The 20,589-nt window shown below is 72.1% G+C and carries 20 protein-coding genes and 1 pseudogene; 13 read left to right on the top strand and 8 right to left on the bottom strand.

The genetic code is table 11. From position 1 onward, the window contains the following. Window positions 1-116 precede the first annotated feature (116 nt). Window positions 117-1,568 (top strand): NCS2 family permease, encoded by a 1,452-nt coding sequence (locus ACZ6K0_RS01385; protein ID WP_376395990.1) that lies wholly within the window; start codon window positions 117-119, stop codon window positions 1,566-1,568. Here ACZ6K0_RS01385 and ACZ6K0_RS01390 read toward each other — a convergent pair. Then, the gene (locus ACZ6K0_RS01390; RefSeq protein WP_469229117.1) at window positions 1,538-1,843 is read right to left on the bottom strand and encodes a hypothetical protein; all 306 of its coding nucleotides are present in this window, start codon (window positions 1,841-1,843) and stop codon (window positions 1,538-1,540) included. The genes ACZ6K0_RS01385 and ACZ6K0_RS01390 overlap by 31 nt on opposite strands. Window positions 1,844-2,066: 223 nt before the next feature. Here ACZ6K0_RS01390 and ACZ6K0_RS01395 point away from each other — a divergent pair, with 223 nt between their 5' ends. After that, window positions 2,067-2,510 (top strand): MarR family winged helix-turn-helix transcriptional regulator, encoded by a 444-nt coding sequence (locus tag ACZ6K0_RS01395; RefSeq protein WP_376395996.1) that lies wholly within the window; start codon window positions 2,067-2,069, stop codon window positions 2,508-2,510. 27 nt (window positions 2,511-2,537) lie between these two features. Then, window positions 2,538-3,875, top strand: a complete 1,338-nt coding sequence (locus ACZ6K0_RS01400; RefSeq protein WP_376395999.1) for an MFS transporter — start codon at window positions 2,538-2,540, stop codon at window positions 3,873-3,875. A gap of 179 nt (window positions 3,876-4,054) precedes the next feature. Here the strand turns inward: ACZ6K0_RS01400 and ACZ6K0_RS01405 are convergent, their stop codons facing one another. Continuing rightward, window positions 4,055-4,555, bottom strand: coding sequence for a GNAT family N-acetyltransferase (locus ACZ6K0_RS01405; protein WP_469229120.1), 501 nt, complete (start codon window positions 4,553-4,555; stop codon window positions 4,055-4,057). Between the two features lie 79 nt (window positions 4,556-4,634). On the opposite strand from ACZ6K0_RS01405, the gene thpR reads away from it, so the two are divergent. The 4 genes and pseudogenes from thpR to ACZ6K0_RS01425 all read left to right on the top strand — a co-directional run bounded on the left by thpR (window position 4,635) and on the right by ACZ6K0_RS01425 (window position 7,289). Further along, window positions 4,635-5,219 carry an RNA 2',3'-cyclic phosphodiesterase gene (thpR, locus tag ACZ6K0_RS01410; RefSeq protein WP_376396005.1) on the top strand — a complete coding sequence of 195 codons (585 nt, stop codon included), beginning with the start codon at window positions 4,635-4,637 and terminating at the stop codon, window positions 5,217-5,219. 193 nt (window positions 5,220-5,412) lie between these two features. Next, window positions 5,413-6,402, top strand: coding sequence for an aldo/keto reductase (locus tag ACZ6K0_RS01415; protein ID WP_376396008.1), 990 nt, complete (start codon window positions 5,413-5,415; stop codon window positions 6,400-6,402). A gap of 53 nt (window positions 6,403-6,455) precedes the next feature. Next, window positions 6,456-6,839 carry an IS5 family transposase gene (locus ACZ6K0_RS01420; RefSeq protein ID WP_469229123.1) on the top strand — a complete coding sequence of 128 codons (384 nt, stop codon included), beginning with the start codon at window positions 6,456-6,458 and terminating at the stop codon, window positions 6,837-6,839. Beyond that, a pseudogene (locus ACZ6K0_RS01425) lies at window positions 6,731-7,289 on the top strand (IS5 family transposase). The gene ACZ6K0_RS01420 and the pseudogene ACZ6K0_RS01425 overlap by 109 nt, the downstream one beginning before the upstream one ends. A 16-nt stretch (window positions 7,290-7,305) precedes the next feature. Here the strand turns inward: ACZ6K0_RS01425 and ACZ6K0_RS01430 are convergent. Beyond that, entirely contained in the window at window positions 7,306-7,836 is a 531-nt protein-coding gene (locus tag ACZ6K0_RS01430; RefSeq protein WP_376396011.1) for a MarR family winged helix-turn-helix transcriptional regulator, read from the bottom strand. Between the two features lie 29 nt (window positions 7,837-7,865). On the opposite strand from ACZ6K0_RS01430, the gene ACZ6K0_RS01435 reads away from it, so the two are divergent. Then, complete coding sequence (locus tag ACZ6K0_RS01435; RefSeq protein WP_376396014.1) at window positions 7,866-8,285, top strand: carboxymuconolactone decarboxylase family protein; 420 nt, start codon at window positions 7,866-7,868, stop codon at window positions 8,283-8,285. Window positions 8,286-8,323: 38 nt separating this feature from the next. Here the strand turns inward: ACZ6K0_RS01435 and ACZ6K0_RS01440 are convergent, their stop codons facing one another. Together ACZ6K0_RS01440 and ACZ6K0_RS01445 are read right to left on the bottom strand one after the other, a co-directional pair. Continuing rightward, window positions 8,324-9,010, bottom strand: coding sequence for a GDSL-type esterase/lipase family protein (locus tag ACZ6K0_RS01440; RefSeq protein WP_469229125.1), 687 nt, complete (start codon window positions 9,008-9,010; stop codon window positions 8,324-8,326). A 165-nt stretch (window positions 9,011-9,175) separates the two neighbouring features. Continuing rightward, on the bottom strand, window positions 9,176-10,027 hold the full coding sequence (locus tag ACZ6K0_RS01445; RefSeq protein WP_376396024.1) for an alpha/beta fold hydrolase: 852 nt from the start codon (window positions 10,025-10,027) through the stop codon (window positions 9,176-9,178). 71 nt (window positions 10,028-10,098) lie between these two features. Here ACZ6K0_RS01445 and ACZ6K0_RS01450 point away from each other — a divergent pair, with 71 nt between their 5' ends. After that, entirely contained in the window at window positions 10,099-11,097 is a 999-nt protein-coding gene (locus ACZ6K0_RS01450; RefSeq protein ID WP_376396026.1) for an SdiA-regulated/phytase-like domain-containing protein, read from the top strand. A 54-nt stretch (window positions 11,098-11,151) separates the two neighbouring features. Here ACZ6K0_RS01450 and ACZ6K0_RS01455 read toward each other — a convergent pair whose 3' ends face one another. Further along, a complete protein-coding gene (locus ACZ6K0_RS01455; protein ID WP_469229128.1) occupies window positions 11,152-11,787 on the bottom strand; it encodes a peptidase inhibitor family I36 protein in 636 nt (211 codons plus the stop codon). 214 nt (window positions 11,788-12,001) lie between these two features. Here ACZ6K0_RS01455 and ACZ6K0_RS01460 point away from each other — a divergent pair, with 214 nt between their 5' ends. Beyond that, entirely contained in the window at window positions 12,002-12,964 is a 963-nt protein-coding gene (locus ACZ6K0_RS01460; RefSeq protein ID WP_469229130.1) for an AraC-like ligand-binding domain-containing protein, read from the top strand. A 94-nt stretch (window positions 12,965-13,058) separates the two neighbouring features. Here the strand turns inward: ACZ6K0_RS01460 and serC are convergent, their stop codons facing one another. Beyond that, entirely contained in the window at window positions 13,059-14,177 is a 1,119-nt protein-coding gene (serC, locus tag ACZ6K0_RS01465) for a phosphoserine transaminase (RefSeq protein WP_376396035.1), read from the bottom strand. 51 nt (window positions 14,178-14,228) lie between these two features. Here serC and ACZ6K0_RS01470 point away from each other — a divergent pair, with 51 nt between their 5' ends. Together ACZ6K0_RS01470 and ACZ6K0_RS01475 are read left to right on the top strand one after the other, a co-directional pair. Then, the gene (locus ACZ6K0_RS01470) at window positions 14,229-17,003 is read left to right on the top strand and encodes an FAD-binding and (Fe-S)-binding domain-containing protein (RefSeq protein ID WP_469229132.1); all 2,775 of its coding nucleotides are present in this window, start codon (window positions 14,229-14,231) and stop codon (window positions 17,001-17,003) included. A gap of 1,028 nt (window positions 17,004-18,031) precedes the next feature. Next, window positions 18,032-18,595 carry a GNAT family N-acetyltransferase gene (locus ACZ6K0_RS01475; protein ID WP_469229134.1) on the top strand — a complete coding sequence of 188 codons (564 nt, stop codon included), beginning with the start codon at window positions 18,032-18,034 and terminating at the stop codon, window positions 18,593-18,595. On the opposite strand, the gene ACZ6K0_RS01480 is transcribed toward ACZ6K0_RS01475, so the two are convergent. Next, a complete protein-coding gene (locus ACZ6K0_RS01480) occupies window positions 18,582-19,439 on the bottom strand; it encodes a LysR family transcriptional regulator (protein WP_376396043.1) in 858 nt (285 codons plus the stop codon). The two genes, ACZ6K0_RS01475 and ACZ6K0_RS01480, sit on opposite strands and share 14 nt — an antisense overlap. A 206-nt stretch (window positions 19,440-19,645) precedes the next feature. Here ACZ6K0_RS01480 and ACZ6K0_RS01485 point away from each other — a divergent pair, with 206 nt between their 5' ends. Next, the gene (locus tag ACZ6K0_RS01485; protein WP_376396174.1) at window positions 19,646-20,581 is read left to right on the top strand and encodes an EamA family transporter; all 936 of its coding nucleotides are present in this window, start codon (window positions 19,646-19,648) and stop codon (window positions 20,579-20,581) included. The last annotated feature ends 8 nt before the right edge of the window (window positions 20,582-20,589 follow it).

The following is a 20,589-nucleotide window of genomic DNA, read 5'->3' on the forward strand; positions in this document are numbered from 1 at the left end:
TCTACGCGCGGAGATAGACGCTCGCTCGTTCATGTGTTCATACTGAAACGGTTTGCCTCTGGCGGGTTTCCCTCGTATGAACCGCCAAAAAGGACTTCTTCCGAAGAGGAACCCCCATGAGCACCACGGCCACCGCCAAGGCCACGTCCCCCGAGCCTGCGCACTCTCCGGAGCCGCGCTCGGGCCTCGACCGCTACTTCCGGATCTCCCAGCGCGGCTCGACCGTCGCCCGCGAGGTCCGGGGCGGTTTCGCCACGTTCTTCGCGATGGCCTACATCATCGTGCTGAACCCGATCATCCTCGGCAGCGCCAAGGACATGTACGGGCACCAGCTCGACAGCGGCCAGCTCGTCACCGCGACCGTCCTCACCGCGGCCTTCTCGACGCTCCTCATGGGTGTCATCGGCAACGTCCCGATCGCCCTCGCCGCCGGCCTCGGCGTCAACACGGTCGTCGCGCTCCAGCTCGCGCCCAAGATGTCCTGGCCGGACGCCATGGGCATGGTCGTCCTCGCCGGCGTCGTCGTGATGCTGCTCGTCGCGACCGGTCTGCGCGAGCGCGTCATGAACGCCGTCCCGGTCGGCCTGCGCAAGGGCATCGCGATCGGCATCGGCCTCTTCATCATGCTCATCGGCCTCGTCGACTCGGGCTTCGTCTCCCGCATCCCCGACGCCGCGCACACCACCGTCCCGCTCCAGCTCGGCGGCGACGGGCACCTCACCGGCTGGCCGGTGCTCGTCTTCGTCCTGGGCACCCTGCTCACCCTCGCGCTGATCATCCGCAAGGTGCCGGGCGCCATCCTCATCTCGATCGTCGTCATGACGATCGTGGCGATGGTGATCAACGCGGTCGCGACCGTCCCGTCCTGGGGTCTGACCACCCCGGAGTGGCCGGGCAACCCGGTGGCCTCGCCCGACTTCGGCCTGGTCGGCGAGGTCAGCCTCTTCGGTGGCTTCTCGAAGGTCGGTCTGCTGACCGGCATCCTCTTCGTCTTCACCGTGCTGCTGTCCTGCTTCTTCGATGCGATGGGCACGATCCTCGGCGTCGGCGACGAGGCCAAGCTGATGGACAAGGACGGCAACTTCCCCGGCATCAACAAGGTCCTGCTCGTCGACGGCCTGGCGGTCGCGGCCGGCGGCGGCACCTCCGCCTCGGCCAACACCTGCTTCGTGGAGTCCACGGCGGGTGTCGGCGAGGGCGCGCGCACGGGCCTCGCCTCGGTCGTCACCGGCGGTCTCTTCGCGGTCGCGCTGTTCCTCACGCCGCTGGCGACGATGGTCCCGTCGCAGGCGGCCACGCCCGCGCTGCTCGCGGTCGGCTTCCTCATCCTGGCCGGTTCGATCAAGGACATCGACTGGAGCGACTACACCATCGCGGTGCCGGCGTTCCTGGCGATGCTGATGATGCCGTTCACGTACTCGATCACGAACGGCATCGGCATCGGCTTCATCGCGTTCAGCGTGCTGCGCCTGGCGGCCGGCCGGGGCCGTGAGGTCCCGGTGGCCATGTACGTCGTGTCGGCGGTCTTCGTCTTCTACTACGCGATGCCGGCGCTCGGCCTCACGTGACCGTCGGGCGACGGCTCGGGCGAAGGCCCGGCCGCGGCTGCGGCTCCGACGCCGGTTCCGACTTCGGCTCCGACGCCGGTTCCGGTTCCGGCTGACGCCTCCCCGTAGAACCTCTCCGTCTCGTCGACGGCGGTCTTGAACCGCTCGTCGAAATCCTCGCGAATGAGCGTCCGGACGACATAGTCCTGGACGCTCATTCCTCTTTTCGCGGCGTGACTCTTGAGCCGGTCGAGCAGCTCACCGTCGATGCGCAGGCTGAGCACTGTCGATCCCATGCCGTTCAGGGTCGGGGCATCCGGTGCCCCTTTGCGTCACTTTCCGGATCTGACTCACTCGTTTGGGTGATGCATGGATACCGAAGCGTGACCTGCTGGTAGAGGGGTGTCCCCCTCCCGTGTGACCCGCCGTGTGCCCGCCGCGTGACCCGCAGTGTGATCCACGCGACGTCGGCGCGTCCCGGTTGGTATTTAGGAAGAGTAATGAGTTAGGCTAACGAACATGCCTGACCTGTCCCACGGCACCGCCGAAGACGCCGCGGCCGTGAACGCGCTCCGCTCCTCCGTCATGCGACTGAGCCGACGCCTCAAGCACCAGCGCGTCGACGAGTCGCTGAGCCCCACCGAGATGTCGGTGCTCGGCACTCTGAAGCTCTGCGGCTCCGCCACCCCCGGTGAGCTGGCCCGCAAGGAGCACGTCCAGCCGCCGTCGATGACCCGCATCGTCGCGCTGCTCGAAGCCAAGGGACTGGTCCGGCTGGAGCCGCACCCCGACGACCGCCGGCAGAAGGTGGTCCGCCAGACCGAGCAGGCCGAAGCCATGCTCGAAGAGTCCCGCCGCAAGCGGAACGCCTGGCTGGCCATCCTCGCCGAGGGACTGGACGAGGACGAATGGGCCAAGCTTCGCGCAGCCGCCCCGGTCCTGGAGAAGCTCGCTCACCTCTGATCGACGCGCCAAGGAGGCGAACGCACTTTGAGTACGGGACCCGGAGCAGACTCCGCACCCGTCCATCAACCCACCCTCAAGACCCGTGGGCGGGGGGAAACCTTCTCCTCGCTCAAAATCCGCAACTACCGGCTGTTCTTCACCGGAGCCATCGTCTCCAACACCGGTACGTGGATGGCCCGCATCACCCAGGACTGGCTGGTCCTGAGCCTCACCGGCTCGGCCGCCGCCGTCGGCATCACCACAGCCCTGCAGTTCCTGCCGATGCTGCTCTTCGGCCTGTACGGCGGTGTCATAGCCGACCGCTACCCGAAGCGGCGCCTGCTCCTCTTCAGTCAGGCCGCCCTCGGACTGTGCGGCCTCGCGCTCGCCGTCCTCACCCTCTCCGGCTCCATCCAGGTCTGGCACGTCTACCTGATCGCCTTCCTCCTCGGCATGGTGACGGTCGTCGACAACCCGGCCCGGCAGGCGTACGTCGCCGAGATGGTCGGCCCCGACCAGCTCCGTAACGCCGTCTCCCTGAACTCGGCGAACTTCCAGTCCGCGCGGCTCGTCGGCCCCGCCGTCGCCGGTGTCCTCATCGCCGGAGTCGGCAGCGGCTGGGCGTTCCTCCTCAACGGCCTCTCCTTCGCCGCCCCGCTCGTGAGCCTCCTGCTCATGCGGACGAGTGAGCTCCACAAGGTGGAGCGCGCCCCGCGCGGAAAGGGCCAGCTGAGGGAGGGCCTGCGGTACGTGGCCGGGCGGCCGGACCTGATCTGGCCGATCGTCCTCGTGGGCTTCATCGGCACCTTCGGGTTCAACTTCCCGATCTGGCTGACGGCCTTCTCGGAGGAGGTCTTCCACGTCGGCGCCGGTACGTACGGCTTCCTCAACACCCTGATGGCGGCCGGCTCCCTCGTGGGCGCCCTCGCCGCGGCCCGTCGCGGATCGACCCGGCTGCGGATGCTGGTCGTCGCGGCGGCGGTCTTCGGCGTCCTGGAGATCGCGGCGGCCCTGTCGCCGGCGTTCTGGCTGTTCGCGCTGCTGCTCGTGCCGATCGGCATGATCGGCCTCACGGTCAACATCACCGCGAACTCGGCCGTGCAGATGGCGACCGACCCGGCCATGCGGGGCCGCGTGATGAGCCTCTACATGATGGTCTTCGCCGGCGGCACCCCGATCGGGGCCCCGCTCCTCGGCTGGGTCACCGACACGTACGGCGCCCGCGTCGGCTTCGCGACGGGCGGCGTGATCTCGCTGCTCGCGGCGGGCGTCATCGGCCTGGTCCTGGCGAAGGTCGGCGGCCTGAAGGTCGCCCTGGGCTGGCGCCACGGGCACCCGCAGGTGCGGTTCGTGGCGCGGGAGCGTCTGGTGACGGCCGCCTAGCCCTCGGGCGGGCGGCGGCCTGGGCGTGTGGGGTCCGGGGCCTGCGCCTGGGCCTCTGCGGGGGAGGGGGTGTCCGGACTGCGTCTCACCGCGCTTCGCGCGGGTTCACGACGCTCTTACGTCCGGACACCCCCTCCCCCGCTACGGCCCCGACCCCTCCCGCCGTCGCCGTCAGCGGCTCAGACCCGGCGCTCCAGCACCTGGCCCTGCCACTCGCCCACCGCGAACGGTTCGGTCCGGGTGAAGCCCTGGCCCTCGTAGTACGCGACGAGCCGGCCCTCGCTGCCCGCGAAGCAGTCCACCCGCAGCAGCGACACCCCCTGCCGCCGCGTCTCCTCCTCCGCGTGGGCGAGGAGCGCCGCCCCGACCCCGTGCCCGTGGAAGCGCGCGTCGGTCGCGAGCAGGCGGACGTACACCTCCGGCTCGTCCGCCGGCGGCACGTGCTTGCCCGGGTGCGGCGTCAGCGTCATCGTGCCCGCCGGTACGCCGTCGATCTCGACGATCCACGGATCGCCCTCGGCCATCGTGCCCTCGACCTGCTTCACCGCCGCGGGGCGGGCCGAGAACGGTTCCGTGCCCCACTGGGCGGTGATTCCCTTGCCGTTGAGCCACACCACGGCACTGTCCAGCACTGCGAGTATCGCGGGGAGGTCCTCCACCCCGCCCTTTCGGATCTTCATCCCCCAGAGGGTAGGGCCTGATCCGCCGGACGGGCCCGGCCGGACAGGCCCTGGTCGCCCGGCCTGCCAGACTCTTCCCATGAGGCTTTTCGCCGCCGTCCTGCCGCCCGCGGAGCAGCTGGCCGAGCTCGGACACGTCACGGACCGGCTGCACCGGCTGCCCGGGGCCGACGGGCTGCGCTGGACCTCGCGGCCCGGCTGGCACCTCACGCTCGCCTTCATGGGTGAGGTCGACGAGGAGCTGCTGCCCGAGCTGCGCGTCCGGCTCGCCCGGGCCGCGCACCGCACCTCGCCGTTCCCGCTGCGCCTCCACGGCGGCGGTCACTTCGGCCGCCGCGCCCTGTGGACGGGGGTCGCCGGGGACCTGGACGAGCTGCGGCTGCTCGCCGAGCGGTCCGACGCCGCCGCCCGCCGGGCCGGGGTCGCGATGGACGAGCACCGCCGCTACCAGGCCCATCTGACGCTGGCCCGCGCGCGGACGGACGCGGTCGACCTGCATCCGTACCTCGACGAGCTCCATGCCTTCGAGGGCGGCCGCTGGCAGGTGGCCGAGCTGGCGCTCGTCCGCTCGAACCTGCCGGTGAGCGGGGTGCGGGGCGAGCAGCCCCGGTACGAGCAGCTCGACGGCTGGCCCCTTGAGGGGCGGGAGGGGCGGTCGGGTTAACCTCGATGCGTGGACCCGAAGACCCGTAACCGAATCATGGCCGGCGCGCTCGTACTGATGTTCGCGATCATCGCGGTGGCGTCGCTGACCGGACAGTAAGCGCCTCGGCGAGCCCGGGCGGCACCGTTCGCCGCGTTCGCTCCATGGGAATCTCCTTGCTTCGAGCGGACTCGAAGCAGTTGGCTTGACCCCCATGGAGTACACGCAGCTCGGACGCACCGGACTCAAGGTCAGCCGACTCGTCCTCGGCACGATGAACTTCGGCCCGCAGACGGACGAAGTCACCAGTCACGCCATCATGGACGCCGCGCTGGACGCGGGGCTCAACTTCTTCGACACCGCCAATGTGTACGGCTGGGCGGAGAACAAGGGGCGGACGGAGTCGATCATCGGCTCCTGGTTCGCCAAGGGCGACGGCCGCCGCGACAGGACCGTCCTCGCCACCAAGGTGTACGGGAACATGGCCGCCGACGGCGACGCCTGGCCCAACCACGACAAGCTCTCGGCGCTGAACATCCGCCGCGCGGTGGAGGCCAGCCTCAAGCGGCTCGGCACCGACTACATCGACGTCTACCAGTTCCACCACATCGACCGCTCGACTCCCTTCGAGGAGATCTGGCAGGCGGTCGACGTCCTGATCCAGCAGGGCAAGGTGCTGTACGCCGGCTCCTCGAACTTCCCCGGCTACAAGATCGCCCAGGCCAACGAGGCCGCCGCCCGCCGCGGCTCGGTCGGGCTCGTCAGCGAGCAGTGCCTCTACAACCTCTTCGAGCGGCGCGCCGAGATGGAGGTCATCCCGGCCGCGCAGGAGTACGGCCTCGGGGTCATCCCCTGGTCGCCGCTCCACGGTGGCCTGCTCGGCGGCGTCCTGAAGAAGGAGGCCGAGGGCAAGCGGCGTACGGAGGGCCGCGCGGCCGCCACCCTCGCCGACCCGACGTCCCGCGCGCAGCTCCAGGCCTACGAGGACCTGCTCGACAAGCACGGCCTGGAGCCGGGCGAGACGGCCCTCGCGTGGCTGCTCACCCGCCCGGGCGTGACGGGCCCGATCGTCGGCCCGCGCACGCCGGAGCAGCTGACGAGCGCGCTGCGCGCCCTGGAGGTGGAGCTGAGCGAGGAGGTCCTGTCCGCCCTGGACGAGATCTTCCCGGGCCCGGGCCCGTCGCCGGAGGCCTTCGCCTGGTGATGCCCTCCTAGGCGGTGTCTTCAAAATGATCATCGCTGGTGGATCATGGTGTCGTGATACGTCGTCATGAGCTGTCCGATGCTGAGTGGGAGTTCGTTCGGCCGTTGCTGCCCGCGTCGTTGCGGGGGCGGAAGCGGCTGGATGACCGCAGGGTCCTGAACGGGATCGTGTGGAAGTTCCGAACCGGGACGGCCTGGCGGGACGTGCCCGAGCGATACGGGCCGTGGGCCACGCTGCACACCCGTTTTCGCAGGTGGGCGTCGGACGGGACGTTCGACCGGATGCTGCGGGCCGCGCAGGCAAAGGCGGACGCGGCGGGCGACATCGAGTGGCTGGTGTCGGTCGACTCCACGGTCGTCCGGGCCCACCAGCATGCGGCCGGGGCCCGAAAAGGGGGCTCCGCGACCCGGCCGTCGGCCGGTCCAGAGGCGGTCTGACCAGCAAGATTCACCTGGCCTGCGACGGGCGGGGCCGTCCGCTCGGCTTCGTCGTCACGGGCGGCAACACCAACGACTGCACCCGGTTCACCGCCGTGATGGAAGCGATCCGGGTGCCCCGGATCGGACCGGGACGACCCCGCACCCGGCCCGATCACGTCCTGGGCGACAAGGGCTACAGCTCGAAGGCGATCCGCGCCTGGCTCCGCCGCCGCGGCATACCGCACACGATTCCCGAGCGGGCCGACCAGGCCCGGCAACCGGGCCCGGCGAGGCAGCCGCGGTGGCCGCCCGCCGGCCTTCGACCGCGAGCTCTACAAGCACCGCAACGTCGTGGAACGCTGCTTCAACCGCCTCAAGCAGTGGCGAGGCATCGCCACCCGCTACGACAAAACCGCCCAGTCCTACGAAGCAGCCGTCACCCTCGCATCACTCCTGATGTGGGCGTGACATTTGACGACAGGCCCTAGGGCGCTCCGAGCCAGCTGGTGGCGTCCAGGCGGAACGCCGTCTCCGCGGGGACGACGTTCCGCAGGGCCGCTTCCATGTCCCGGACGCGGTCCGCGCCCAGGGTCGCGGCCCACTCCGCCCGCAGTTCGTCGAAGATCGCGGCGGAGCGGGCGAGGGCGTCGTACCCGCGGGGGGTGAGCCGGACGAGTTTGCGGCGGGCGTCGGCGGGGTCGTCGGCGCGTTCCGCGTAGCCGACGGTGAGCAGCCGGTCGACGGTCTTGCCCGCGGCCTGCTTGGAGACGCCGAGGCGGCGGCCGATGTCGCTCGCGGTGGCGCCGTCGACGCCGATGGCCTGCATGGCGAAGCCGTGGGCGGGACGCATGTCGGGGTGGCCCTCGGTGGCGAGGCGGGCGTGGAGCCGGTCGATGAGGGTGCGGAAGCCGCCGAAGAGGAGCAGGGGTAGCTCGAATCCCGGGCCGTCGGCCGGTACCCCCTTGCCAGTATCGACAACCTGGTTTACGTTTTCTCCAGCGACATGGTCAACCATGTTGTCCATTCTAGTCCGGGGGAACCGCCTTGTCCGCAACGAACGACATGTCCGCCCGTACCGCCGCCGCCGTCGCCCTCCTCAAGGAATCCCCGGAGACCCTCGACGGCTTCCTCAAGCTCAGCGCGATCTTCGAGTCCACCACCCTCGACCCGCACTCCCGCGAGACGGTCGTCCTCACCGTCGCCGAGCGGAACCAGTGCCACCTCTGCGTCGACATGCACGAGGCCAAGATGGCCGCCCTCGGCCCGGCCCCCGACGCCGAACGCCTCGCCGCCGTCCGGACGTTCACCCTCCGGGTGCTCGCCTCCTCCGGCGCGGTGAGCGACGAGGACCTCGCGGCCTTCGCGAAGGCCGGCTACACCCGCCGCAACGCCCTGGAAGTCGTCCTCGGCGTCGGCACGTACACCCTCTCCACCTTCGCGAACCGCCTCACCCGCGCGGCGTGACCCCTCAGGGGACGTGACCCCTCAGAGGGCGTGACCCCTCAGGGGACGTACGGGCCGCCCAGGCCCCACGCCTGGTGCATCGCCGTCGCGAAGGCGGCGGCCAGCTTGTGCTCGCCGGTCACGCCCGGGTGGGTGCCGTCGTAGGTGTCCGCGTGGATGTCGTACGACTCCGGGACCGTCGCCAGGAGCAGCGGCGAGGCCGCCGTGTCCAGGTCGGCGACCGCCTTCGCGAGGAGCTCGTTGAAGCGGGCGCACTCGGCGGCGAAGGGTGCGTCGTACTCGGCGCGGACGTTCGGGATGACCGGCAGGAGCACGGCCCGCACCCGCGGGTTCGCGGCGCGGGCCGCCGCGACGAACGCGCGGACGTTCTCCTCGGTCTGGTCGCTGTTCATGTAGAAGCCGAGGTCGATCAGGCCCAGGGAGATCAGCAGGACGTCCGCCCCCGTGGCCGTGACGGTCCCGCCGATCACCGGCGCCATGTGCAGCCAGCCCTCGCCCCAGCCCGCCAGATGGCGCCGGGCGGGGGCGGGGAAGGCGGGGTCGGCGTAGGCCTCGACGCCGTTGGGGTCGTCGGCCGCCGTCGGATCGTAGAGCCCGGTGCGCGGGCCGACGATCTCGTACCCGCCCGGGAGCGTCGCCTCCAGGTGCTGCCACATCCGGTGGCGCCAGGTCCAGTCGCCGACGCGTCCGATGGTCATGCTGTCGCCGACGAACAGAAAACGCATGGTCACATCATCGCGGACCGCTCCCCGGGGCGGCGACGTGATCCGGGACACGGCCCCGGCCCCGTACGCCTACCCGTACACCCACCCGTACGCCTACCCGTGCACCCACCCGTACGCCCCCCGTTCACCCAACTCCTACGCCTACCCGTACACCCACCCGTACGCCTACCCCAGGAAGCCGTCGACCGTCTCCGCGAACCACTCCGCGTCGTCGTGCCACGGGAAGTGCCCGCCCCCGGCCAGCACCGCGAGCGTGGCCTTCGGGAACAGCTCCGCGTACGCCGTGGCCGTCGGCACCGGCGTGTTCGCGTCGCCCTCCCCGGCGACGACGAGCACCGGCCGCCCGAACGCCCCGAACGCCGCGCGCGTCGCCTCCGGTTGGTACGCGCCCTCGCTTCCGAACACCCCCGCGGCCTGCCCGTTCCGCTGCCGGCCGCTCTCCGCGTGCCGCTCGCGCGCGGCCTCGTCCCACGTCCCGTGGAAGAACGGCGCGACCGCCTGGAACGTCTCGGCCGACCCGCGCCCCGCCGTCAGCTCCTCAAGCGCCGCGTACGCCGGACCGAACCACGGCTCGGCGCTCCGCAGCCGCGCCGCCGCGAGCCGCTCCTCGCCGGCCGTGTCGATCCCGACGGCCGCCGTGCCCGGGGTCACGAGGACCAGCCGCGCGACCCGCTCCGGGTACCGGGTCGTGTACAGCGCGGCCAGGTTCGCGCCCGCCGAGTGCCCGAGGAGGTCGACGCTGTCGAGCCCCAGCTCGATCCGCAGCGCCTCGACGTCCCCGACGAGCCGGTCGCAGCGGTACGAGGACGGGTCGTCCGGCACCGCCGAAGCGCCCGTGCCCCGCAGGTCCAGCCGGATCACCCGCCGGAAGGCGGTGAGCCCGCCCAGGTCCCCGAGATAGGCGGAGTCCTCCATCGGACCGCCGGGCAGACAGAGTAGCGGGGCGCCGGAACCGGGGAAGGAACCGGTGACGTGGTAGGCGAGTTCCGTGCCGTCGGGCGCGGTGAAAGTGGGCATGCGCGTGACCATGACAGCGGCTCCTCCGCTGGTCAAGCGGGTTTCCCCCGTCCCGTGGCAGGCTTGAGGCCATGCGAACTGCTCTGTGCGCCCTCGGCGCGGCGGCGGCCCTGGTGCTGCTCCCCGCCGGTCATGCCCGTGCCGAAGGGCAGGACCCCGACCGGGACTTCACGATCGCGGACCCCCGGATCACCGAGTCCAGCGGTCTCGCGGCGAGCCGCGCCCACCCCGGGATCTACTGGACGCACAACGACCAGGACGCGCCCCTGATCTACGGCATCGACTCCCGTACGGGCGAGACCGTCGCGACCCTGACGATGCAGGGCGTCGGCACGCCCCGCGACATGGAGGCGATCGCCGTCGGCCCGGACGGCGACATCTACGTCGGCGACATCGGCGACAACCTCGACGGCTCCTGGGACCACGTCTGGATCTACCGCTTCCCCGAGCCGAAGACCCTCAAGGACCAGAAGGTGGCGGCGAAGCAGTACGTCGTGAAGTACGCCGACGGGCCGCGCAACGCCGAGGCGCTGATGGTCCATCCGAAGACCGGCCGGGTGTACATCGCGAGCAAGAACCAGGACGGCGGCGGCCTGTACGCGGGCCCCGAGCGGCTCTCCTCGTCCGGGACGAACGTCTTCCGGCGCGTCGACGACGTGCCGTGGGTGACCGACGGCGCCTTCTCCCCGGACGGCGGCCGGCTCGTCCTGCGCGGCTACTTCAGCGCGAAGGAGTACGCCTGGAAGGACGGACGCCTCGGCGACGGCGGCACGGGCGTCGGGGCCCCCTTCCAGGGGCAGGCGGAGTCGGTGACGTACACGACGGACGGCTCGGCCTTCATGTTCGGCTCGGAGGGCGTGAACAGCAAGGTGGTGCGGGTCGACCGCGACACGGCCGACCGGCCGGCCACGGAGGAGCCGAAGACGCCGGGCGCCTCCGCCGCCCCGAGCACGCCCGCCACCGGCGACACCCAGGGCGGCCAGGGGAACGCGACCACCGGCTTCCTCGTCCTCGCGGGGGCCACCGTCCTCGTCCTCGGCATCAAGCGCCTGCTGCGGCGGGGGGACTGAGACCTGACGGGGACGGCTCCCGCGCCGCCCCCGCCGGTCCCGCTCACCCTTCGGTCAGCAGGGGCTCAGCCACCACACCCAGCCCCACGGGGCGTGCCGGTCCTCGCTGTACCCGCCGGGGGAGGTCCAGCCGAGGTTGACGTTGGCGTCGTAGAACTTGGCGTACAGGGTCGAGCGCTGGTTGTTGATCCACGACCCTGTCGTGGTCCAGACGATGCGGTTCAGGGTGTCGCAGTCGAAGAGGTTCATCTGGTCACCCGTGAAGTTCTCGTACTTGTACGCGCACACGTACGTGTAGGGGCAGCCGGCCAGCGCACCCAGCCCCGCGTTCGGGGCGGTGAGGTCGCGGGCCCGCTTCTCCCCGGGCAGCGTGAGCAGCAGCTCGCCGCCGCCCGCCAGGGTGATCTTGTTGGCGCCGACCTGGGTGCCGTCCGTCTGCGCCAGGTAGCCGTCGACCCGCTTCTGCAGGCTTCTCGCCTCCGCGCCGTTCAGCCCGGCGCTTCTGGCCTGCGCGGTGAAGCCCGTGCCGGCGTCGCTCGCGGCCCCGGCGGCCCCGGCGGCCCCGGCGGCGCCGGGTGTGGCCACGAGGGCCAGGAGGGCCACCACCAGGGCGGCGACGGCCTTCCCCCAACCGCCGGCCCGTAAGGACCCCTGCTTCCCCTGCTTCCCCTGCTTCCCCTGCTTCGTCACTGAGTCACCTCTGCTTCTCGTCCCCGCACGGTGCCGGGACGGGTCACCACTGTGCGGCGCGTGCTCCGTCCGCGTCGTTGGCATCGGGCGCAGTTTTGCGTCGCAGTGAGCGCAAAGGGCCGCTGGATTCAGGCGAGTTGACCGACATCCCGCTGTTCCGGCGTCCACCCGCACACCCACGATGGACGTGTACACATCACTGGGGGGTGAGGGTGTGAAGGCATCGGTCTCCACCGACAGCGTCAGCGCACGCGACGGCTACGAGTGGTGGGCCCACATGGTCGGCGACCTCATCATGCCGGTGTCGATCACCAGCCCGTACGCCGACCGCTTCCAGGGCTCCGCCACGGCGATCCGGCTGGAGGACACGGACCTCTCCTGCCTCGCGTTCTCCCCGATGTCCGCGCTGCGGGCCGCCGCCCACATCCGGCGCGCGGACCCGGAGCAGTACTTCCTCTTCCTCGTCCACGGCAGCCCCATCGGCATCGAGCAGTGCCGCAACAACTCCCTCCTCACCGCGGGGGACATGGCGATCTTCGACACCTCCCACCCCCTGAGCGGCGAGTTCCACGACGAACAGCGGCTCTCGCGGGTCAGCCTGCTACGGCTGCCCCGCGCCCAGCTGCCGCTGCCACAAGACCGGGCGGACCGACTCCTCGGCACCCCGCTGCCCGCGCGGACCGGCTCCGGGGCGCTGCTCGCCTCGTACCTGAACGGGCTCCGCATCCAGGCCGACCGGTGCGGGCCGGCCGAACTGCGCCGCCTGGGAGGCGTCGCCCTCGACCTGGCCGCCGCCTTCCTCGCCGCCGCGAGCGACAGCCCCGCCCCGCTGCCCGCCGAGACCCGGAAGCAGGTGCTGCGCGCCCGCATCCGCACCTTCATCGACCACAACCTGCCCGATCCCGAGCTCGGCCCGGCGGCCATCGCGGCACACCACCACATCTCCGTACGCCTGCTCCACCTGCTCTTCCGCGACGAGCCGGAGACGGTCGGCTCCACGATCCGGCGGCTCCGCCTCGAACGCAGCAGGGCGGACCTCGTCGACCCGCGCCTCGGTCACTGCGGGGTCGGCGAGATCGCGAGCCGCTGGGGCTTCCGGCACCAGGCGGACTTCAGTCGCGCCTTCCGTCGCGCGTACGGCATGGCGCCCAGCGACCACCGACGCGGGAGCCGCTGACCCCCGGGAACGCCGGAGGGCCCGGCGCGCCCGGGAACGCCGAAGGGCCCGGCGCGGACGATGTCCGACACCGGGCCCTCCTGCGTGCAGAAGATCAGAGCTTCTCGATCACGTAGTCGATGCAGGCGGTGAGCGCCCGCACGTCCGCCGGGTCGACCGCCGGGAACATCGCGATCCGCAGCTGGTTGCGGCCCAGCTTGCGGTACGGCTCGGTGTCCACGATCCCGTTGGCGCGCAGCACCTTCGCGACCGCCGCCGCGTCGACCTCGTCCGCGAAGTCGATCGTGCCGATGACCTGCGAGCGCTTCGCCGGGTCCGTCACGAACGCCGACGCGTACTTGGACTCCTCGGCCCAGCCGTACAGCGCGTCCGAGGACTCCTTCGTCCGGGCCACGGCCCAGTCGAGACCGCCCTGGCCGTTGATCCACTTCAGCTGCTCGTTGAGCAGGAAGAGGGTCGACAGCGCCGGAGTGTTGTACGTCTGGTTCTTCAGCGAGTTGTCGATCGCCGTCGGCAGCGAGAAGAACTCCGGGATGTGCCGGCCCGAGGCGTGGACCCGGGCGGCGCGCTCCAGAGCGGCCGGCGAGAAGGCCGCGAGCCACAGGCCGCCCTCGGCGGCGAAGGACTTCTGCGGGGCGAAGTAGTAGACGTCCGACTCGGTGATGTCGACGGGCAGACCGCCCGCGCCCGAGGTCGCGTCGACCAGGACGAGCGCACCCTCGTCGGCACCGGCGACCCGCTTGATCGGGGCGGCGACACCGGTGGAGGTCTCGTTGTGCGTGTACGCGTAGACGTCGACGCCCGCCTCGGCCACCGGCTCCGGGTGCGTGCCCGGGTCGGAGGAGATCACGGTCGGCTCGGCAAGCCAGGGAGCCAGCTTGGCGGCCTTCGCGAACTTGGAGGAGAACTCGCCGAAGGTGAGGTGCTGCGACTTGTTCTCGATCAGACCGTGGGTCGCGATGTCCCAGAAGGCGGTGGAGCCGCCGTTGCCCAGGATCACCTCGTAGCCCTCGGGCAGCGAGAAGAGGTCGGAGACGCCGGCACGCACTTCGCCGACCAGGTTCTTGACCGGAGCCTGGCGGTGGGACGTGCCGAGGAGAGAGGAGCCGGTCGCGGCCAGGGCGTCCAGCGCCTCCGTACGCACCTTGGAGGGGCCCGCGCCGAAACGGCCGTCGGCGGGCTTGATGTCAGCGGGAATCTGGATCTCAGCCACGAGGCGGAGAGTATCGGGTCGGGAAGGGCCCGGTCGCGGGATGTCCGCCGGATGAGACGAGGACTGAGACATCCTGGCCTTGTGGGAACACACGACGATCATGCCTCCGCCCTCGCCGCGGACCTGCGCGCAGCCGTCGCCGGAGACGTCGACTTCTCCGTCACGGCGCGGGCCCTGACGACCATGGACGCCTCCAACTACCGCCGCGTGCCGGTCGGTACGGTCGCGCCGCGCGACGCCGCCGACGTCGCGGCCGTCCTTGAGGTGTGCCGGGCACACGGCACGACCCCGGTCGTCGCGCGCGGCGGCGGCACGTCCATCGGCGGCCAGGCCACCGGTACGGGCGTGGTGCTCGACCTCACACGGCACATGGCCGGGCTCGTCTCCCTGGACCCGGAGGAGCGGACGGCCGTCGTCCGGCCGGGGCTCGTCCTGGACCGGCTGCGGGAGGCGGCACGGCCGTACGGGCTGACCTTCGGCCCCGACCCGTCCACGCACAGCCGCTGCACCCTCGGCGGCATGATCGGCAACAACGCGTGCGGGGCGCACTCGGTCGCCTGGGGGACCACGGCGGACAACGTGCGCTCGCTCGAAGTGGTGACGTATCGCGGAGCGGAGTTGACGCTGGGCCGGGACGGGCAGGGCGCGCCGCCCGGACTCCTCGACCTCGTCGACCGCCACCTGGCCCTGCTGAGGACCGGCTACCCGGCCGGCCTCCCGCGCCGGATCTCCGGCTACGCCCTGGACGCGCTGCTGCCGGAGCGGGGCGTGGACGTGGTCCGCTCGTTCTGCGGGAGCGAGGGCACGCTCGGGGTGGTGACGGAGGCGACCGTACGGCTCGTCCCGCTGCCGGCCGACCCGGTCCTCGTCGTCCTGGGCTACCCGGACGAGAGCGCGGCGGCGGACGCGGCGGCCGGGCTCCTGCCCTACCGCCCGCTGACCGTGGAGGGCATGGCCGCCGACCTCGTCCGGGGCGGGGCCGAGGGGCTGCCCCGGGGCGGGGCGTGGCTGTTCGTGGAGATGGACGGGGAGGGCCCGGCGCGGGGACTGGTCCGGGCGGCGGACGCGCTCGACTCCGCCCTGGTCCGGGACCCGGCCGGGCAGCGGGCGCTGTGGCGGATCCGCGAGGACGCGGCGGGGACGGCGACGCGGCTGCCCGGGGGCGGGGAGGCGTGGCCGGGGTGGGAGGACTGCGCGGTGCCGCCGGCCCGGCTGGGCGCGTACCTGCGCGAATTCCGCGCCCTGCTCGCGGACTTCGGCCTCCGGGGGATCCCGTACGGGCACTTCGGGGACGGCTGCGTGCACGTGCGGATCGACTTCGACCTGTGGACGGGGAAGGGGGTACGGGACTTCCGCCGCTTCTCGGAGGCGGTGGCGGACCTCGTGGTCGCCCACGGCGGCTCGCTCTCCGGCGAGCACGGTGACGGGCAGGCGCGGGCGGAACTGCTGCCGAGGATGTACGGGGAGGAGCTCGTCGGTCTCTTCGGCGCGGTGAAGGACGTGTGGGACCCGGACGGAGGCCTGAACCCGGGGATGCTGGTCCGCCCGAAGCCGCTGGACTCCGGGCTGCGCTTCGAGGGGCTGCCGCTGGTGGGCGTGGGCAGGGAAGCGGCGAGATGCGTGGGAGTGGCCAAATGCCGTGCCTCGGGCCCGAGTTCCGGCCCGACGGTCATGTGCCCGTCCTACCGGGCGACGGGGGAGGAGAAGCACTCCACGCGGGGGCGGGCGCGGCTGCTGCACGAGATGGCGCTCGGGGAGGTGATCACCGACGGCTGGAAGTCGGAGGAGGTCCGCGAGGCCCTCGACCTGTGCCTGTCCTGCAAGGGGTGCCGCAGCGACTGCCCGGTGGGCGTCGACATGGCCGCGTACAAGGCGGAGTTCCTGGACCGCCACTACGCGGGCGTCGCCGGCCGGTGGCGGCGACCGCGCTCCCACTGGACGATGGGCGGCCTGCCCCGGTGGCTGGACCTGTTCGGGCGGGGCGTGAACGCGGCGACGCGGCTGCCGTTCGCGGCGCGGCTGGCGGGGGTGACGCCGGAGCGGTCGATGCCGAGGGTGGCGGACCGGACGCTCGTGTCCTGGTTCGCCGAGCGCGGCTCGCGCCGCCCGCCGGCCCTGACCCTGTGGCCGGACACCTTCACGAACCACCTGGCCCCGGAAGTGGGCCGAGCGGCAGTACGCGTCCTGGAGGACGCGGGCCTGGGGGTGACACTCCCCCCGGGCCGGGTCTGCTGCGGCCTGACGTACGTGTCGACGGGCCGGCTGGGGGCGGCGCGCAAGGTGATGAGAAGGACGCTGGACGTGCTGGACCTCTCGGCCGGCCCCGGCCCGATCGTCGTCCTCGAACCCTCCTGCGCGGCGGCGCTCCGCACGGACCTGCCCGAACTCCTGCCGGACGACCCGCGGGCCGCCCGCCTCGCGGCCTCCGTCCTGACCTTCGCCGAGGCCCTGGAGACCCTGGCCCCCGACTGGACCCCGCCCCGCATCGACCGCCCGGTCAGCGGCCAGACCCACTGCCACCAGCACGCGGTCCTGGGCGACGGCCCCGACCGCCGCCTCCGTGCCCGCGCGGGCCTCACGGGCGAACTGTCGGGCGGCTGCTGCGGCCTGGCGGGCAACTTCGGCTTCGAACCGGACCACTACGAGGTCTCGGTAGCCTGCGCCGAGGACCAGCTGCTGCCGGCACTCCGCGCGACCCCGGACACCACAACCGTCCTGGCGGACGGCTTCTCCTGCCGCACCCAGATCGCCGACCTGACGCCCCGCAGGGCCCACCACCTGGCGGAACTCCTGGCGGAGGCCCTGGAACAGGGGGAGGGGCGCTAGGGGCGGGGGTTTCGGGCGGGCTTCTGGTGGGACCGCCCTCTTTCCGAGAGTCGCAGCTTCCGGCACCGCGTCAAGGGCAGGTCGGCTCCGCCGATGGCCTACGGCCACCCTTGACCCGGCGCCGGAAGCTGCGCAACAACTCTCGGAGGGCGGTCCGGGGGCCGGGGTCGCGGCGGGTCCGGGTATCGCTCAGGCCTCGTAAGCGGGTGACGGGCCGGTGGGTGGGGGCTTGGCTAGTGGCCGAGGCGAGTGGGCACCTTCCGTCGGTCCGGGGTGCGCGGTCGTTGAATGGGGCAGCGGGGCAAGGCTTGGCGGCGAACGCACGTCCCTCGGCTGGGATTCAGGCCCGGCTGGTCATTCCCGGTGGGTTGGGGCAGGCGAGCCGTGCATTACTACGAGTAAGGAGCCGGGAGGAAGTCTCAAGACGGGCATTTCGCCCATCGGGGGCTGGTGCGGGCCGACGAACTGTAGAGATTGCTCGAATTACCGAGGTTCGCGCCAGGAGTCTCCTGTCGGGCTACCTGAAGCCTGTTGTCCCGTCCCGCGCTCGTTTCTCCTGCGCCGCACCCTGGCCCGCAAGGCCTCTCACCACATCCGGGAATGACCAGCGGGGCCTGAATCCCGACCACTCGATGGACGTTCGCCGCTAAGCCTTGCCCGGCTGCCCCATTCAACGATCGCGCACCCCGAACCGACGGAAGGTGCCCACTCGCCCCCGCCGCAAGCCAAGCCCCCACCCACCGGCCCGTCACCCGCTCACTCCACCCCGGCCGATGCCCGGGCCCCGGCGACCCCGGCCCCCGGACCGCCCTCCGAGAGGTCATTCGCTCCTGGAGCCGCCGGGTCAAGGGTGGCCGAAGGCCATCGCGTAGCGACGCCGAAGGCGCCCTTGACGCGGTGGTGGAAGGTGCGACTCTCGGAGAGAGGGCGGTCCCACCAGAAGCTCGCCGGAAACGGCCATCCGTTGCCGGCTGCCTTTCGTGCCCTCGCCGGTGGCAGGCCCAGGACTCAGGGAGATCCCTTTCAGCATGCGCATCGACGACAACGGTCCCCCGGCCGCGCGCCTCGTCCTTCGTGAGCTGGAGGCCGGTGACGTATCCGCCGTGCATGACATCTACGGTTCCGAGCTCGCGACCGAGCACCTCAGTTTCGCCACTCGCTCGCTCGACGAGGTTCGGGGGGTCGTCGAGCGGTCGGTCGGTTCCGCGCGGGTCGTTCCTCGGGAGGAGTACGCCCTCGGGGTCGTCGAGCTCGCCACCGGCGGGCTCGTCGGGTTCGGGCGGCTCGCGGTGGATCCGCATCAGCAGCGCGCGGCGACCATGGGGTTCGCGCTGCGGCCCGAGTCGTGGGGTGTCGGGTTCGGGCGGGAGACCGTCGGGCTGCTGCTCGCCCTGGCCTTTGGGGAGCTCGGCCTGCACCGGGTGTGGGCCGCGCGGGCGCCCCTCAACACCGCCTCCGCGCGGACGCTCCTCGCCTCCGGCTTCGTCGAGGAGGGGCGGATCCGGGGGCACGTCCACGTCCGGGGTGCCTGGCGGGACTCGATCACGTACGGGATCCTCCGCGAGGAGTGGGAGGCGTTCAGCCCCCGCTGACGATCTCGCGGGCCATCGCGACCAGCGCGCCCGTCGCCGGGTGCGGGAAGGCGTCCCGCCAGGCCAGGACCACCGGCAGCGGCGGCGCGTCGGACAGCGGGCGGTAGGCGACGCCCGGGTGCGGGTGGAGCGCGGCCGTGGAGGCGGAGGAGACGCCGGTGCCGCGGCCCGCGGCGATCGCGGTGAGCCAGTCGTCGGTGTTGGCGACGGTCAGGGTGGCCGCCGGGCGGCCGCCGGCCGGCCAGAGCGCGAGCGTGGTCGTACCGGAGACGGTGTTGAGGATGATCGTCTCGGCGGCCAGGTCCCCGAGCGTGAGGCTGGGCCGGTCGGCGAGCGGGTTGTCGGCGGGCAGCGCGGCGACCCGTTCCTCCGTGGCGAGCTCCTCGGTGACGAGACCGGGCGCGTCGACCGGGCCCCTGAGCAGTGCCGCGTCCACCTCGCCGCGGGCGAGTCCGGCCGTGCGGTCGTCGATGCGGAGCAGTTCGAGCGGGGTCTCGGGGTGCTGCCGCTGCCAGCGCCGGAGCAGCGGGGTGGTGTACGGGCCGAAGGCCGACCAGGCGTGCCCGAGGCGCAGGGGGCGGTGGCGGAGGCGGGCCGGGTCGACGGCGGCGTCGAAGGCGGCGAGGGCGGCGGCGGCCCTGTCCTGGAAGGCGCGGCCTTCGGCGGTGAGGGCGAGGTGGTGGGTGGAGCGGTCGACGAGCCGGGCGCCGAGGTGGGCTTCGAGCGCGGCGAGCGTGCGGGAGACGGCCGGCTGGGTGAGGTGGAGCCGGGCGGCCGCCCTGGTGAGGCTGGATTCCTCGGCGATGGCGAGGAAGCAGCGGAGGTGGCGTAGCTCGATGCTCATGTCTTCGGAGCATAACCGCAGCGCAATCGGCATTTCCGGTGCCGCGCGGGGGCTCGTAGCGTGGGAGGGGATTACGGCGGGACGATACGGTGAGTTCATTGTGTTGGACTTGCAGTACAGTTCAATGAACCATTGACGGTGTGGTGCGATGTGAGTGGAGGAGTGGTCCGGTGAACAGTCCGGTCAAGGATGTGCCGGCGGTCGCCGTGACGGTCGAGCCCCAGCAGGTTCCTGCGCCCGGGAAGCTCGCGTTCGGGAAGCTCGCGTCCGGGAAGGGCGGTCGGCACCTCGGGCCCGTCGCCCTCGTCGTCGCGGGCGGACTCTCCGTACAGTTCGGCTCCGCCGTCGCCGTCCTCCTCATGCCCCGCGCCGGAGCCCTCGGCGTCGTCACCCTGCGGCTCGTGCTCGCCGCCGTCGTCCTGCTGGCCGTCTGCCGGCCCAAGGTCCGCGGCTACAGCCGCGCCGACTGGGGCACCATCGTCGCCTTCGGCACGGCCATGGCGGGGATGAACATCCTCTTCTACCAGGCCGCCGACCGGATCCCGCTCGGCGCCGCCGTGACCCTGGAGGTCCTCGGCCCGCTGATCCTCTCGGTGGTCGCCTCGCGCCGGCTGGGCAACCTGCTCTGGGCCGGGCTCGCCCTCGGCGGCGTCGTCCTGCTCAGCGGCGGCGGCTTCGACCGCCTCGACCCCGTCGGCGCCGCCTTCGCGCTCGCCGCGGGCGCGATGTGGGCCGCGTACATCGTCTTCAGTGCCCGTACGGGCCGCCGCTTCCCGCAGGCCGACGGGCTCGCGCTCGCCATGGCCTTCGGCGCCGTCCTCAGCCTGCCGCTCGGCATCGCGGAGGCGGGCGACAAGCTCCTCGTGCCGTCGACGGTCCTGCTGGGCCTCGGGGTCGCGCTGATGTCGTCCGTCCTGCCGTACACCCTCGAACTCCTCGCCCTGCGCCGCCTGCCCGCGCCCACCTTCGCGATCCTGATGAGCCTGGAACCGGCCATCGCGGCGGCGGCCGGCTTCCTCATCCTCAGCCAGGCGCTGTCCGTCGTCGACGCCCTCGCCATAGCCCTCGTCATCGCGGCGAGCATGGGCGCGGTCCGCACCCAGGTCCGCGCGGCCAAGCGGGCGGCGCAGGGCGCGCCTTAGACTCCGCG

Source organism: Streptomyces sp. NPDC042346 (assembly GCF_055581845.1).

Bases quoted from the DNA above. Each gene is read 5' to 3' on its own strand.
- ACZ6K0_RS01385 (WP_376395990.1), top strand. From the start codon at position 117: ATGAGCACCACGGCCACCGCCAAGGCCACGTCCCCCGAGCCTGCGCAC.
- ACZ6K0_RS01390 (WP_469229117.1), bottom strand. From the start codon at position 1,843: ATGGGATCGACAGTGCTCAGCCTGCGCATCGACGGTGAGCTGCTCGAC.
- ACZ6K0_RS01395 (WP_376395996.1), top strand. From the start codon at position 2,067: ATGCCTGACCTGTCCCACGGCACCGCCGAAGACGCCGCGGCCGTGAAC.
- ACZ6K0_RS01405 (WP_469229120.1), bottom strand. From the start codon at position 4,555: ATGAAGATCCGAAAGGGCGGGGTGGAGGACCTCCCCGCGATACTCGCA.
- thpR (WP_376396005.1), top strand. From the start codon at position 4,635: ATGAGGCTTTTCGCCGCCGTCCTGCCGCCCGCGGAGCAGCTGGCCGAG.
- ACZ6K0_RS01415 (WP_376396008.1), top strand. From the start codon at position 5,413: ATGGAGTACACGCAGCTCGGACGCACCGGACTCAAGGTCAGCCGACTC.
- ACZ6K0_RS01430 (WP_376396011.1), bottom strand. From the start codon at position 7,836: ATGGTTGACCATGTCGCTGGAGAAAACGTAAACCAGGTTGTCGATACT.
- ACZ6K0_RS01440 (WP_469229125.1), bottom strand. From the start codon at position 9,010: ATGCGTTTTCTGTTCGTCGGCGACAGCATGACCATCGGACGCGTCGGC.
- ACZ6K0_RS01445 (WP_376396024.1), bottom strand. From the start codon at position 10,027: ATGCCCACTTTCACCGCGCCCGACGGCACGGAACTCGCCTACCACGTC.
- ACZ6K0_RS01450 (WP_376396026.1), top strand. From the start codon at position 10,099: ATGCGAACTGCTCTGTGCGCCCTCGGCGCGGCGGCGGCCCTGGTGCTG.
- ACZ6K0_RS01470 (WP_469229132.1), top strand. From the start codon at position 14,229: ATGAGACGAGGACTGAGACATCCTGGCCTTGTGGGAACACACGACGAT.
- ACZ6K0_RS01475 (WP_469229134.1), top strand. From the start codon at position 18,032: ATGCGCATCGACGACAACGGTCCCCCGGCCGCGCGCCTCGTCCTTCGT.
- ACZ6K0_RS01480 (WP_376396043.1), bottom strand. From the start codon at position 19,439: ATGAGCATCGAGCTACGCCACCTCCGCTGCTTCCTCGCCATCGCCGAG.